The organism is Paenibacillus roseus (genome assembly GCF_016424485.1).
Lineage (GTDB): Bacteria > Bacillota > Bacilli > Paenibacillales > Paenibacillaceae > Paenibacillus_D > Paenibacillus_D roseus.
Map to the genome: position 1 here is coordinate 16,193 of NZ_JAELUP010000010.1, position 14,881 is coordinate 31,073.

The following is a 14,881-nucleotide window of genomic DNA, read 5'->3' on the forward strand; positions in this document are numbered from 1 at the left end:
CCCAACTTTTTTTTAAATTTATAAAGTTTCCTTTGTAAATGAGCTTATATATCAACACGAAACGAAGTTTTTGCCCATCAAAGGACGGCCAAGTCGTTTAGCATGGTTGTATCACTATGGGACATCCCGATCTTATGATGGTTTATTTTTTTGAACTTGTCGTTTTGCCGCCCAGTTGGTTCTCAAAGGAAATTGGAATACCAGCCTTTTCTAATTTCCCTTCTAAAGCGTTCTCTTTCAGCTTATCCAGATCCAGTTCCACGCCTTCTACTTCCTCGAGGGTAATCTGCTTCTCTCCTGCATTGCCTGTCGTTTGGCCAGTCAATCCTTTGCGTACGGACTCGGGAATTTCGCCTTTAGCCTTCAACTCACCCTTGGTGCCATTGACTGGCTTCCCAGCTTTCGTTGCGGTAAGGGAAGATGCTTTAACATCCTGTGAAGAAGCTTCTGACGCTGCAAATACCGAAGTGCCGCTTAATGCCAAAACGCCTGCTAGTGTCAACCCAATTACCGTTTTCTTTGTAAGCACCATTTTTATATCACCTTTAAGTTTTATTTTTTATGGCTCAAAACCCCAATCAGTGCTTGACCACTAGCAAGGGGGAACTGCGTGGCAAAGGATTCTTTCGAGCTCTGTTCAAGCCAGACTCCTTCATTTGATGGGAGTTTTCAAGGGGAATCGGGCTTTAAAGGCGACCACGATCGTTTCTTCAGAATTCCTTTGCCCCTTCGCTAATCTCCTGTCTGTCAAGCACTGATTTTTAGGTTGAGCTTTTTTTCTTTATCAATAATAGGCGCGCTACCTGTAAATGAAGTATAGCAAACTGAAGGTTGAGGAATCGTTAGTTTTCTAATCATACAAATAGAGTGTAACTATAGGGTTATTTCGAAGAAATCAAATCATTTTGATTTTTTTGTTATTTAAGATACATATTTTCAATTTTTGTTTTTTGACTTACTAGAGAGAATCGTTATAATAAATAACAATTCCAACCTTTTCAATAGGGATAATGGAGATGGTTTGGAATTCTCCGGCATTCATTTTATATAAAGAAAGGAGTTAAATCGGACTAATAATCCTACTGACAACTACATAGCGTTTGTATGACCGGCAACATCTTTAAGAGTGTAGCGTATTTTTCTTTAAATAGACACTCAAGAAACCTAATATATATAAATCAGGAGTGATAAATTCACATGAAGAAAATGACAGTTGTTATTCTTACATCTTTACTGCTTGCCTTTACGTCTGCTTGTGGTTCTGCCAGCAAATCTGCTACGGAAACAAAGGAGACCGCCTCTGCAGCGTCGGAGGACAAGCACATCAAGCTCGTAATGGGGGATTCAGGTTTTGCCACGCAAATCATAGCGACACTCAAAGAAGAACTGGCTAATGACGGATTTACACTGGAGCACGTCATCTCCAGGGACATCATAGAGCCGAACAAGCTTGTAAGCGATGGACGGGCTGACGCTAACTTTATGCAGACGCAAGCTTATCTTGATGAATTCATTGCAGGTACAAAAATAAAAAATCTGCAAAGAGCATTCTATGTCGGGTTTCTGCCAGTGGGCCTGTATTCGAATAAGTACAAAACGATTGAAGAGGTGCCGGATGGCGCAACATTTGCTATCCCTATCGACACTTCCAATGTTGGCCGTCCACTGCATCTGCTTCAGAAGTTGGGCGTGTTGAAGCTAAAAGAAGGCAAGAAGCCGGAATCCACAACAGTACAAGACATCGTAGAAAACCCGCATAACTATAAGTTTAAAGAGGTCGATCAGCTTATGCTGCCTCAAACGTTGAATGATGTCGATGTTACCATGCTCGGTGTAACGACAGTCGCCCTGCAAGGCAAAGATCCTAATGATGCGATTGCAATAGAGGAGTACTCACCGGAATTGCCGTTTATCCTTATTGTAGCTGCTAATACGGGAGTGATCGGCACGCCAAAAATCAAAGCGCTGGAAAAGGCCTTTGAAAGCGATAAAATCAAAGCATTTTTTGATGAAAATTATAAGAAAACATTGCGGTTCACGTTTGATTTGAATAAAAAATAAGCACAAACGCCGGAGCGGGTTGCAACGAAATGGAGGATTCATAAATGGCAGTCAGTAAAATAACATACTCGGTCGGGGACAATCCCGGAGCTTTGGGGCTTGCGCTGGAACTGGGCGAATTGGTCAAGGATTTAAGATTACATGGCATTCAATTCGAGTCCGCTGCAAGTGCGGATACTTTATCGGAGGAAGCACAAGGGCAAGATACGAACACGGAATCCTACAGTGTTGTATATGGTGAAGCAGCGACCTTGCTGCCTTTGCTTGATGCAAATCCCGATTATAAAATAGTGGGAATTTCACAGCTCGACCTGCATGGTCTTGTCCTGGTAAGCAGAGACTCGAGCCTTCATTCCAAGGGAGAGCTTAAGGGCGCCAGAATTGGATTGCCGCAAGGCGACAGTTCTTTGGTGAAGCTTTGGAGACAGGAAACGGTAGAGCAAATCGGCACGCTATTGCAGGGAGCGAATGTGTCGATTTCGGAGTTAAACTGGGTCGATATACCGGTAGTGAATGGCGAATCCACGGATGGAACTGCTGTAATTCGGGCGCTGATCAATGCTTTGCTGCGCTCGGAAGTGGATGCCGTCTACGGAGACGGGCTTCATGCCTGGCAGGCGCTCCCGTTTACAAAAGTGTTGGAAGACGGAGCATCATCCGAGTCGGCCCCCCGGTCAGCAAGGCTGGTCGCAGGTTTGGCGGTTTCAGGCGCTTTGCTGCGTGACAGCCATGAGATCGTGAGCCGGATACTGGCCCATATCCGCCTGGCTGCCCAATGGGCAGATCGTCATCGCGAGGAAGCGGACAGTCTGCTCAGTTCTCAGATCGGATTACCCCAAAATCTGCTCGGGTCTGTATTGACATCGAACCTGTCCAATCAATTGGATCTTGACCTTACGCCCGCCAGAATTAAAGCGTGGACCAAGGTTCGCGGGTCGCTGGCAGCAGAAGGTCTGACCTTTGGCATAGGCAGCGAAGAAACGTATATAGATCGGAGTGTTCAGGATTCCGCAGAAGAAATGCTGGTAGCCAATCGTCTGGAATTGCCGCAGTTTGGACGCGTATCCCGGTATGCGCAGCAGGATGTTCCTGCAAGCTACTTTGAAGATCGGCCGAAGGCGCATATTATTGCTTCTGACGAGGAGGCCATTGAGGCGGCCAGAACATTCGCTGACTCTATTAAAGCAAGTGCATCGGGTCGCGACCGTCATCGCATCCTGCCCTTCGACGAGCTTCGGAAGCTCTCGGAAAGCGGGCTGAACGGTCTGCTCGTTCCTAAGCAATACGGCGGTCCCGGCGTTTCTACTGCTGCCTTGATCGAAACATTCAAAATGATTTCCGAAGCGGATGCTTCTATCGGACAAATTTCTCAGAATCATCATATTTTTGTGAAAGTGCTGGAGGTCAGCGGCACCGAAGAGCAAAAGACGTTTTTCTTCGATCAGATTTTGCAGGGCGCACAGTTCGGCAACGCGCTGTCGGAGCGGGGGAATAAAAGCTATTTTGATTACTCTACGAAATTGACGCTGGATGAAGAGGGGAAATATCGGCTATCCGGTCATAAATACTACTCCACGGGCGCTTTGTACTCGGCTTGGATTCCGGTATTTGCCAAATGGGGAGAGGAGGGGCTTGCTACCATTCTTGTACCTCGGAAGGCCGAAGGCGTGACGATCGTGGACGACTGGTCCGGAATTGGGCAACGGACCACGGCAAGCGGCAGCGTAGTGCTTCGCAATGTAGAGATATCGCCTGAGAATATTCTTTCATTTGGAAGGAGAGTGCAAGATGCTCCTCAATATATCGGCTCGCTCGGTCAAATCATGCACGTTGCGGTGGACGTCGGCATTTCATCAGCTGCTCTCAAGGATGCAGTGAAGTTCGTGCGCGAGAAAACAAGGTCATCGAGTGCGCAGTATGAGCAAGCACATGACGAGCCATATCTGATCAAGCGCTTTGGAGAGCTGGGTGTCAAGCAGCACGCAGCGGAGGCATTGCTCGACAAGGCTGCATTTTATATCGACAAGGCCATTGAGCAATTAAACGAAGACTCGGCAGCGCAAGCATCGATCTGGGTAGCTTCGGCTAAAGCATTTGCTACTGAGACTGCCATTGAGATTACCAATGCTTTGTTCGAGGTGGCGGGAACGGCTTCCATGGACGAGAAGTACAATCTTGACAGACATTGGCGCAATGCGCGTATTCATACTCTTCATGACCCCGTACGCTGGAAGTATCATCATATCGGCAACTGGGTGCTGAAAGACGTTCGTCCCCCGAACTTGTTGACACTATAAAAAGCGGCCAATTCATCGTGTTACTCCCCAGCATGGGATGAGAGTATAAGTACGTACAACGTGCTGAACTTCCTGTGCTGGGCTTTGTGCGTGACAAAGACGAAACGGCGCCGAATTCAATTCATATTTTCTATTTACAAATAGAATTTATCTTCATTCACATTATTGACACTTCTTATTGCCGATGATAAGATGTACGCATTCATTAAATTCCAATAATTTATATAGGAATAATCATATTTCAAGTGGAGAGTGAGCAGGTATGACTGTCACAAGGCAATCGTTTCAATTTGCCGACCGAATTCCATCTACGCCTTCGATTGGCAGTACGACCGTTACAAGCCCTGATCATGTTCATTTATCCTTCGGCTTTGCGGCGCCGCATCTGTTTCCGATAGAGCAGTTGAACGAAGCTGCAACAGAAGCCATTACTTCGTCCGGGAGACAGGCGCTGCAATATTCCGGAGCAGGCGGGCAGGGGAAGATCAGACAGTGGATTCAATCCAGATCAGCGGTGCACGGCATGCATGTCAAGGAGGACGAATTGCTTGTCACGTATGGTTCCACACAGGGAATTGATCTGGCAATCAATGTGCTGGTAAATCCGGGCGACCACGTCTGGGTGGAGGCCCCCTCGTTCTTTAGCGCTTTGCAATCTCTGCGGATTGCCGGGGCGAAGCTTACGTCCTTCCCTATCGATAACGATGGAGTAAAGGTCGAACTGATCGAGCAGGCGCTGCTGGAGGCAGAACGCAGCAAGGCTCCCCTTCCCAAGCTGCTGTATATAATGCCCACCTTCCACAATCCGGGAGGCGTGACCTTATCGGTCGAACGGAGAATCAGGCTGGCAGAGCTGGCGCAGCGCTACAACTTTTTCATTATTGAAGATGACGCCTACATGGAGCTGAACTTCACAGGCGAGCAACTCCCCACGCTATACTCGCTATGCCCCGAGCGAGTCATTTACCTGAACACCTTTTCCAAAATCATTGCACCTGGCTTGCGTCTCGGATGGGCGCTCGCGCAGAAGGAAGTAATTCAGAAGATGAAACTGTTGATGCTAGGCGGCAGCGTTGGCGTATTTACGCAAGAAATCCTGGCGCAGCTTCTGGAGCGGATTGATTTTGAAGATCATCTGGGTCAACTCAAAGCCTATTACAAGAACAATCGGGATATTATGGTGGACGCCACCCGGCAGCATTTCGGCAGCGATGTGACCTTTCATTTGCCGCAGGGTGGCTTTTTCATCTGGCTGGCCTTCAACCCGGGCGTCAATACTACTGAGTTGCTGCCATTAGCCGCAAGCAAAGGCGTCAGCTTTGTCGGCGGGCGCAGCTTTTACATCGGTCAGGATGGGCTCCATTATGCACGAGTATGCTTCAGCTACTGCAATGGGGAGCAAATCACACGGGGAATCAGGGCACTTGCTGAAGCTTACAAGGAATGGAAATCCGGCACTGTCCAGATTGGCTGAGGCAAGCAGCTAGCCGCATTCAACGAAAATAAGGAGGAAACGGACGATGGCACAGATCAAAACACCGGTAATCTATGAAAACAGCCCGGGCATTCTGGCTGCAGGCGGCGCCAAAATAGCCGAGTACGGCAGCAGGATCTTCATCATTGGCGGTCAAAAAGCGCTGGACGCTGCCCGACCGTTGATTGAAGGGCTCAAGCTCCTGGATGCAGCCTACGAAATTCATACATATGGCGGCTACTGCACGAAAGAGAGAATCATTCATTATGCGTCTGTGGCCCGCCAGAGCAAAGCGGATGTCATCGTAGGCGTGGGCGGAGGCACGGTGCTGGATCTGTCCAAGGCTGTGGCGGAAGACCTGCAACTGCCTGTTATTGCAGTTCCGACAATTGCAGCCACCTGCGCAGCCTGGTCCGCACTTAGCGTGCTCTATGATGAGCATGGTCGTGCTGACGGCTATCGTCCTTTGCAAAATTCGCCTGTGCATGTGCTTGCGGATACGAACGTGCTTGCGGCTGCGCCCAGGCGATATCTGGCTGCCGGAATTGCCGATACCTATGTGAAATGGGACGAATATGGTGCCAATATCACGGATGACGAGAATGATTTTGACGTTCGTCTCGGACAGCATACAGCAGGATTCGCCCGAGATGTTCTCGACCGGTATGCATTAGACGCATTCGCTCATGCCGGTGACGGGGAGCCAAGCAGAGCGTTCAAGGAAGTGAGCGATGCGATATTGTGGCTGGCGGGTCAAGTAGGCAGCATTCGGGGGGATAAACGTTTGTTCGCCTTGGCCCATACGCTTCATGGCAGCCTGACCTTCTTCCCGGAAACGCGCGGAACGCTGCACGGGGAGAAGATTGCCTTTACATTGCTCGTCCATACAATACTAGAAGGACTGCCGCAAGCGGATACGGTGGAACTTGCGGAGCGGTTCCACCGTCTTGAGTTGCCAGTAACGCTGGAGCAGCTTGGATTGACGGGAGATGTGGCGGAGCTGGCAGAGCAGATTGCCGAGCGAGTGCCGCCGAATAGCCTGCCGGGAGCAGATGCTGCCTTTGCGGTGAATGCGGGAAGTATTCCGCAAGCGATTGTAGCAGCCGATCAAATCGGGAAGCAGACCAGGTTAACGTTATCTGTGAAAGGTGGGAAGTAGTCCATGGGACAACAGGCCGAGAAAAAAGTGCTAATGAAGACGCCCTTCCATTTGGCAGCCGTCGTTATTGTAATAGCGGCATTGCTGACGGGCTGTGCAGGAGGAGCCAATGGCGGTGCGGACGGCAACGGGAGCAAGGCAGCGGGAGCAAGCGGCAGCAAGGAGCAAGCGGCAGCTGCCAAGGCGAACGATGCGCCGGATTTGAGCAAAGTGACGCTGCGCATCGGCCAGACCGGCTGGCCCAACTGGGAGCTTGGATTTAAGGAGGCCAAACTGGATGATACGCCTTACAAGATTGAGTTCAGTGTTTTCCAGGGGGGCAATAATCAGCTTCTAGCAATTGCTGCCAATCAGTTGGACCTGGCTGCTACTAGCGAAATTCCGCCATTGTTTGCAGCGCTTGCCGCCAATCAGGGCAATTTCAAGGTCATTGCGGTTCAGAGGGGAAATACACTTAATCAGGAGCTGGTGATTCCGGCCGGTTCCGAGGTGAAATCAGTCTCGGACTTGAAGGGCAAAAAGGTTGCCTATGTAGCGAACACAACCGCCCATTATTTTCTGATCAAGATGCTCGAGGAAAACGGGCTTACCTGGCAAGATATTGAGCCTGTACAGTTGCCGACTTCCGAAGGGTTGAGCGCCCTGCTCAGCGGTAGTGTGGCAGCGCTGGCCAGCTACGGGAATTCGATAATTTCGGCCCGTCAGAAAGGAGCGACGGAGCTTGCTTCGGCCAAGGATATTTTGTCCGGGAACTTTTTGATCGAAGCTTCAAATGATGCGCTCGCTGATGAAGCAAAGAAGGCAGCCATTGCCGATTTCCTGCAACGTTTGTCCTCCTTCCATAACTGGACACGTAAAAATCAGGAGCGGTGGGCGGAAATTGTATCGGAGCAGACCCATCAGCCATATGAGGAAGCGCTGGGAACGTTAAAAGAAGGGGAAAAGCAGCGTTCAGTAGAGCTTGTTCCGATTTCCCAGGAGGCGATTGCATCGCTGAAGGATGTGGCCGATGTGCTTCGCAAAGTAGGTGTTCTGACGGAAGATGTTGATGTCCCTTCGATCTGGAGTGAAGTTTTTGCAGAGCAGTTGAAAAACCTGAAGTCTCCGTAAAGCCAGATAAAGGAGGGAATCAATATGAACCCTAAAAAAGAAAGGCGCTGGATAAACGCGGTTCTGCCTTTTCTTATTCCGGTGCTGGTGCTTATTTTGTGGCAAATCGCCTCAATGGGGGGAGGCCCCAAAGCGGCGCTTACGCCCTCTCCGTTCAAAGTGCTGCAAACTTTCCTCAAGATGGTGGAAAGCGGCGAACTGCTGCGCCACACATTAATCAGTACAAACCGTGCAGTATCCGGGTTTCTTGTTGGCGGTGCGATTGGCCTGATTTTGGGTCTGGTTAACGGGCTGTGGTCACTGGCGGAGAGACTGACGGATTCCTCGGTCCAGATGGTGCGCAACATTCCCCACCTCGCGCTGATTCCGCTCATTCTGATCTGGTTTGGTATTGGGGAAGAGTCGAAGCTGGTGATGGTGTCGCTCGGTGTGTTTTTCCCGATCTATCTTAATACGTTTCACGGTATCCGCTCCATTGACCCCGGACTGATTGAGATGGGAAGAGTGTACGGGTTAAAAGGCTTTGCTCTCTATCGCAATGTGCTGTTCCCCGGAGCGTTGGCTTCGATACTGGTAGGTGTGCGGTATTCACTTGGCATTATGTGGCTCACTCTGATCGTGGCTGAGACGGTATCGGCCAAGTCCGGCATTGGCTATATGTCGATGAACGCCAGAGAATATATGCAGATGGAAGTCATCATACTGAGCATCTTGATCTATGCGTTGCTGGGCAAGTTGTCGGACAGTCTGGCCAAGCTTGCAGAACGGCAATTTCTGAAGTGGCATCCGAATTATCGAAAATCCGCTGCGAAGGGAGATGGCCGTCTTGTCAAAAAAAGCTATCCGGCTGCAAATTCAACAGCTTCGTAAGCATTTCGACGAAACAAAAGTATTGACGGACGTCAATCTGACGATCGAGCCGGGAGAATTCGTGGCGATTATCGGACGAAGCGGCTGTGGCAAAAGCACGTTGCTGCGTCTGGTTGCCGGGCTGGATCAACCTTCCCATGGGAGTATTGTTCTTGATCATGAGCCGGTAACCGGCATTCATCAGGATACGCGCGTGTTGTTTCAGGAGGCCAGGCTGCTGCCGTGGAAGAAGGTTGCGGATAATGTGCGTATCGGTACGCAGCACAATGACCGCGAAAGCGCCCTCGTTGCGCTTGAACAAGTCGGACTGGCCAATCGCGCGGATGAATATCCGGGTATTCTCTCGGGGGGACAAAAGCAGCGCGTGTCTCTGGCGCGTGCTCTGGCAGGACATCCTCGTCTGTTGCTGCTGGATGAACCGCTTGGAGCGCTTGACGCCCTGACCCGGATTGAAATGCAACAGCTCATTGAACAGTTGTGGCGAGAGCAGCAATTCACGGCAATTCTGGTCACGCATGATGTCAGCGAGGCAGTGGCGCTGGCTGACCGGGTCATCCTGCTTGAGGAGGGCGTGGTCGCAATGGATACCCGGATTGCGCTCGCAAGACCTAGGGAGCGTGACAACGGTTTTGCTTATTATGAGAAGACGATTCTTGACCGATTGCTGGAACCTAAGGAGAGAGGAACGATACATCCGGATCATCATTCCGCCTCTGCCTTTGCAATCTGAGAACGAAACAGCTGCGGCCATACATGAGATGTCTTGCAGAATTTTCAGGACTTTGCCTTCGTCATCTGACGGCAAAGTCTTGTTTGTGTTTCTATAGCTTAAAAAGAGACAAATGGAAATCATTAAATAATTTGATTTTTCTTATATTTATGACATAATCTGCTGCTTTCGGGATCATAATAACAGCACTAGAATTCGGTTACCGGAGGCGCTCAACCATGAAAACTAATTCTTCCCACCCCTCTGTCACCTCTGAAATCGACAAACCAATTATGGCCGACCTGCAAGCAAATCTCCAATATATTAAGGAGACGATTGGAAATAGCTCGGATCTCGTTGTAAAAGTATTTTTAGGTCTTAGAGAATGGCCTGCCGCACTGGTTTATATGGCTGGTCTGGTCGACCAGCATATTTTGCATTCCTCTATCCTGCGTTCCCTTGTTCAGCATCCAGACAGGGATCTGGAGGAGATCGAAGATAACCGGCGCCTGGACTATCTGATGCATGAAGTTCTTATTGCTGCGGATATAGAAAAAATTACTGAAATGACCGAAATATTCACTGATCTAATGGGCGGCAATGTGATTTTGCTTTTGGACGGAAGTTGTATTGCATTACGGATCGGCGCAGCAGGCTGGGAGGACAGAAACGTTACAGAACCGAATTCGCAATCGGTTGTGCGGGGGCCGATGGAAGGGTTCAATGAGAATCTGCGCACCAATATTACACTGATCCGCAGACGAATCAAGGACCCTCGCTTATGGGTTGAAACACGGGAAATTGGTTACATCAGCAAAACTACTGTTGCAATGGTTTACTTGAACCATGTAGCCGATGATGGCGTTGTTCAGGAGGTGCGCAACCGGCTGGAGAAGATTGATATTGACGCAATATTGGATAGCGGTTATATCGAGGAATTCATTCAGGATGCCAGCAAGACGGTATTTCCGACGGTCTATAACAGTGAACGTCCAGATACAGTATGTGCGGCTTTGCTTGAAGGAAGAGTAGCTATTTTAGTGGATGGAACGCCGTTTGTGCTGCTGGTCCCGGCATTATTCGCACACTTCTTTCAATCGGCGGAAGATTACTATCAGCGGGCGGATATAAGTACGCTTTTGCGGCTCATTAGATATCTTTCTTTTTTTATTGCTATGCTTGCTCCATCCTTTTATATTGCGATTTCCACTTTTCATCAGGAGATGCTCCCTACGAATCTGTTGATCAGTCTGGCAGCCCAACGCGAGGGCGTACCGTTCCCGGCCTTTATCGAAGCGATGCTGATGGAACTGACCTATGAAATTTTGCGCGAGGCGGGCGTCAGAATACCAAAAACCGTGGGGCAGGCCGTTTCGATAGTGGGAACGCTTGTAATCGGCCAGGCTGCTGTAGATGCGGGCGTCGTATCGGCGGCAATGGTCATTATTGTGTCGATTACCGCCATATCCAGCTACGTCATCCCGGAGAATGGCTTGGCGATCTCGGTTCGTATTATCCGATTTCTGATGATGGGGCTGGCAGCAACATTTGGTTTCTATGGGATATTGATCGGTCTCATCATGCTGACTATTCATTTGACGAGTCTGCGCTCCTTTGGCGTAGCGTATATGAGCCCGTTCGGACCATTGATTGCAAGTGATTTGAAGGATACATTATACCGGGCGCCATGGCCGTTTATGCGTGCCCGCCCTGTATCCAGCAAGGCTCAAAACCTGAGAAGGCAAAGTAAGAAAGGTGTTAGGAAAGGGGTAGAAAAGAGGGACCGGATATGAAAAAATGGTTAGCTCTTCTGTTGACTGCCGTTATGTTGCTTATACTGACGGGCTGCTGGGACAGGCGGGAAATGAATACCTTGGGCATCATTATGGGTCTGGGTATTGATCAGGCGGACAACGGCCTTAAAGTGACAGCACAGGTCGTAATTCCAGCTGGTGTAAGCTCAAATACGGGGAAAGTAATCGGCTCGCCAATTACGGTATATAGTCAGACAGCCCCAACCTTGTTTGAGGCTATTCAGAAGCTGACTCTGGTCAGTCCCCGGATGATGTTTCTCTCTCATATACGAGTATTAGTACTCAGTGAGGAGTTTGCATCGCATGTTGGCATCGGCGATATAATGGAGTCTATGGTGCGCGACCCGATGGTTCGTCCGGATTATTACGTCATGATTGCCAGGAATACTACGGCTGAGACGATCTTAAGCACCTTGACGGCGCTTGATAAAATCTCTGCCAACAAGCTTTACAATTCTCTGGAGCAGTCATCCAAGACATGGGCGCCGACGACCGTTGTAAATGCCGACCGCTTATTCGAACATATGATCAGCAGCGGAATTTCTCCTGTTGTCACAGGTGTGCAGGTTATGGGTGATCCCAAAGCAGGCAGTCTCCAAAGGAACGTGGAAACAAGCAATCCAGGTACCAAGCTGATCTATACAGGGATCGGAGTATTTAAAAAGGACAAGCTGATCGGCTGGCTGAACGAAGATGAATCCAAAGGATTCAATTACATTCGGGACAATGTCCGTGTGACTGTAGGACATGTCAATTGCTCTAACAAGGGAAAAATCGCACTTCGCCACATAAAGACGAGCTCGAAAATGAAGGCGGAAATCAGACAATCGATACCGTCGATCAACATTCATGTCAAAGTGATCAGCACGGTTGCTTCCGTAGAGTGCGACGAGCAAATTGGAAATATTGACGTAATTAACCGACTGCAGCGAGATGCCGAATCCAAAATAATCAATCTTATGAAAAAAGCGGTTGAGAGTGTCAGTAGAAAGTATAAGGTGGATATCTTCGGTTTTGGAGAGGAAATCAATCGTACGAACCCGAAGCTCTGGAAGCAGCTTGAATCTCAATGGAATGAGAAACTGGCCGAGCTGAAGGTAAATTATACGGCGGAGTACGAGATTAAACAAGTCGGAACTCTTGACGATTCCTTTCAAAGCTATATCAAGGAGTGATCGCTGGTGGTAACTATTATAGTCGTTCTTATTGCCGCTGCCATCTGTGTATTCCAGCTTCCAATTATGATGCGCAACCGTTGGATTAAGGAAACGGCCGTTTTTGTCGTCTTTCTGGTTGCGGGGAGCATCATGAGTGTCATTGCATGGAAGATGATCACGGTTCCAAGCCCGCTGAAATTGATTGTCTATATTTACAAGCCGATTAATCAATTTCTTGAATTGATGTTTAGACGGTCCTGATTGGAGGGAAAAAACATGTTGGAAAAAGGGCGAATAAACGTAAGGCAGCTCGCCGCACTCTGTTTGCTCACACAGATCGGGGACATGATTTTGGTCTACCCGGCTGTTATTACTTCCTATTCCCACCAAGATTCGTGGATTGCCTCCTTAATGGGTATTCCGTTCGGGTTATTCTCGATATGGATTATGCTTCGACTTTACAAAATGCAGCCGGGGAAGACGCTGATTGAAGGGCTGATTGCGAATCTGGGAAAATGGCTTGGCGCTATTGTAAGTCTCTGGTATCTGTTTTACTTTCTGATTCTCGCTTCTACGATTACGCGTGAGGTGGGGGATTTTTTGACGACCCAGATTATGCCCAAGACACCTCTGCCCGTTATTCATCTCCTGTATTTGATTGTTGTGGTATGGGCGATATCCCATGGAATTGAAAGTATGGCAAGAAGCGCGGAACTGTTCCTGCCGTTAGTAGTGTTGTTCGTGCTGTTCCTCTTTGTCTTTATTCTGCCACAGGCAGATATCAACCGGATACGGCCGATATTCGGTACGGGCCCCACAGCGATTTTACAAGGGATAGCAGTCACGATCGCTTATCCATTTGGGGAGCTTATAGCACTTATGATGCTGCTGCCGTATACAACGGATCAGCGTAATCGAAACAAGGATATACTCCTTACTGCTCTGATCGTCAGCCTGATGCTAAGCACGCTTGTGATGATATCCATTATGGTGCTCGGTCCGTTTTTTACCCGGCACAATATTTACGCGTCATTTATTCTGGCACAGCGGATCAGCATCGGCAATTTTCTCGAACGGATTGAGGTGATTGTGGCCACAGTGTGGATACTCTCCACTTTTTTCAAGGGAGCGCTGTACTTTTACTGCTTTATATTGGGCATATCCCAGGTTTTAAGACTGAGATCCTACAAACCGTTAATATGGCCGTCGGCCATGATTGTATTTGGTCTGGCGATGATTATTTCCCCCAATATTACCTATTATTTCGCAACGGTAATTTTCTACTGGGTCGATTGGGATATTACGTGCGGCACGGTTATTCCTTTATTTTTGCTGCTGGTCTACCATTTTCGGAATAAATGGAGCGGCAACCGTCTGCAGCGCGCAAATTCTGGTTCGTAATTAATGTTATTTTCATGTCATTAAAATTGACATATTTCTTAAAAAGAACGTAAAATAAAAGGAGTGAAACTATGGCGAAAAACCTATAGAGACAAGGCGGAGATTTCATGAGATTGTTGTTGTTGAAACATTTTTCGTTTGACGATGAGTCGGCGATTACAGACTGGGCAGCCGCACACGGTCACAAAACGGAAGTCGGATTTCCTCCGGACGGTGAGGAGTTGCCCGGTCATGAAAGCTACGATTTGCTGATCATTCTGGGCGGACCAATGAGTGTCTATGAGGATGACAAGCATCCTTGGCTGGTGAAGGAGAAGCACTATGTCAGAGAGGCGGTAGACAGCGGCAAGCTGGTACTAGGCATCTGCTTTGGCGCTCAAATGCTCGCAGAGCTGCTTGGAGCGAGCGTCTATCGGAACATGTACAAGGAGTTGGGATGGCATCGGGTCGAGCGGACAGAGAAAGAACATCCGTTGTTCGCCCAAATACCGCAGCAGTTTATCTCGTTCCAGTGGCATGGGGATTGCTTCGATCTGCCGGATGGGGCAGTCCGATTGGCAAGTTCGGAAGCTTGTCCGAATCAGGCTTTTGTCTATGGCAGCAATGTTGTCGCCTTGCAATTTCATCTTGAAGCCTCGCCTCCGGCAATCGAAGAGATGCTGGCAACGTGGAGCGCTGAGGTTGTCACTGCGCCGTTTATTCAGACTCCAGAGGAAATCCGCAGCCAGTTGGAGCGAAGTGCGGTGTCTTTTGCGATGCTGGGGCATCTGCTTGACCGGTTTACTTCGGTCAGAGAATTTGTGTAAGGTTTATTGCCAGAGTTGACGAA

Annotated in this window: 13 protein-coding genes; 12 read left to right on the forward strand and 1 reads right to left on the reverse strand. The window is 48.9% G+C overall.

Annotated features, from left to right (window positions below; genetic code table 11):
• Positions 1 to 142: 142 nt before the first annotated feature.
• Complete coding sequence (locus JFN88_RS04230) at positions 143 to 532, reverse strand: hypothetical protein (RefSeq protein ID WP_199018086.1); 390 nt, start codon at positions 530 to 532, stop codon at positions 143 to 145.
• A 665-nt stretch (positions 533 to 1,197) separates the two neighbouring features.
• On the opposite strand from JFN88_RS04230, the gene JFN88_RS04235 reads away from it, so the two are divergent.
• The 12 genes from JFN88_RS04235 (at position 1,198) to JFN88_RS04290 (ending at position 14,858) form a co-directional block, all read left to right on the forward strand.
• Positions 1,198 to 2,061: a MetQ/NlpA family ABC transporter substrate-binding protein gene (locus JFN88_RS04235; RefSeq protein ID WP_199018087.1), complete on the forward strand. Its 864-nt coding sequence runs from the start codon at positions 1,198 to 1,200 to the stop codon at positions 2,059 to 2,061.
• A gap of 44 nt (positions 2,062 to 2,105) precedes the next feature.
• On the forward strand, positions 2,106 to 4,358 hold the full coding sequence (locus JFN88_RS04240; RefSeq protein WP_199018088.1) for an SfnB family sulfur acquisition oxidoreductase: 2,253 nt from the start codon (positions 2,106 to 2,108) through the stop codon (positions 4,356 to 4,358).
• Between the two features lie 262 nt (positions 4,359 to 4,620).
• Positions 4,621 to 5,832 (forward strand): aminotransferase-like domain-containing protein, encoded by a 1,212-nt coding sequence (locus JFN88_RS04245; RefSeq protein ID WP_199018089.1) that lies wholly within the window; start codon positions 4,621 to 4,623, stop codon positions 5,830 to 5,832.
• Between the two features lie 46 nt (positions 5,833 to 5,878).
• Positions 5,879 to 6,991: an iron-containing alcohol dehydrogenase family protein gene (locus tag JFN88_RS04250; protein ID WP_199018090.1), complete on the forward strand. Its 1,113-nt coding sequence runs from the start codon at positions 5,879 to 5,881 to the stop codon at positions 6,989 to 6,991.
• A gap of 3 nt (positions 6,992 to 6,994) precedes the next feature.
• A complete protein-coding gene (locus JFN88_RS04255; RefSeq protein ID WP_233167395.1) occupies positions 6,995 to 8,101 on the forward strand; it encodes an ABC transporter substrate-binding protein in 1,107 nt (368 codons plus the stop codon).
• Between the two features lie 24 nt (positions 8,102 to 8,125).
• Positions 8,126 to 8,971, forward strand: coding sequence for an ABC transporter permease subunit (locus tag JFN88_RS04260; RefSeq protein ID WP_199018091.1), 846 nt, complete (start codon positions 8,126 to 8,128; stop codon positions 8,969 to 8,971).
• Complete coding sequence (locus JFN88_RS04265; protein WP_379165966.1) at positions 8,928 to 9,701, forward strand: ABC transporter ATP-binding protein; 774 nt, start codon at positions 8,928 to 8,930, stop codon at positions 9,699 to 9,701. The genes JFN88_RS04260 and JFN88_RS04265 overlap by 44 nt, the downstream gene beginning before the upstream one ends.
• A gap of 218 nt (positions 9,702 to 9,919) precedes the next feature.
• A complete protein-coding gene (locus JFN88_RS04270; protein WP_199018093.1) occupies positions 9,920 to 11,473 on the forward strand; it encodes a spore germination protein in 1,554 nt (517 codons plus the stop codon).
• Positions 11,470 to 12,669: a Ger(x)C family spore germination protein gene (locus tag JFN88_RS04275; protein WP_199018094.1), complete on the forward strand. Its 1,200-nt coding sequence runs from the start codon at positions 11,470 to 11,472 to the stop codon at positions 12,667 to 12,669. Before JFN88_RS04270 ends, JFN88_RS04275 begins: the two co-directional genes overlap by 4 nt.
• A 6-nt stretch (positions 12,670 to 12,675) precedes the next feature.
• Positions 12,676 to 12,912 (forward strand): hypothetical protein, encoded by a 237-nt coding sequence (locus JFN88_RS04280; RefSeq protein WP_199018095.1) that lies wholly within the window; start codon positions 12,676 to 12,678, stop codon positions 12,910 to 12,912.
• 15 nt (positions 12,913 to 12,927) lie between these two features.
• Positions 12,928 to 14,052, forward strand: a complete 1,125-nt coding sequence (locus JFN88_RS04285; RefSeq protein ID WP_199018096.1) for a GerAB/ArcD/ProY family transporter — start codon at positions 12,928 to 12,930, stop codon at positions 14,050 to 14,052.
• Between the two features lie 107 nt (positions 14,053 to 14,159).
• Positions 14,160 to 14,858 (forward strand): type 1 glutamine amidotransferase, encoded by a 699-nt coding sequence (locus tag JFN88_RS04290; RefSeq protein ID WP_199018097.1) that lies wholly within the window; start codon positions 14,160 to 14,162, stop codon positions 14,856 to 14,858.
• The last annotated feature ends 23 nt before the right edge of the window (positions 14,859 to 14,881 follow it).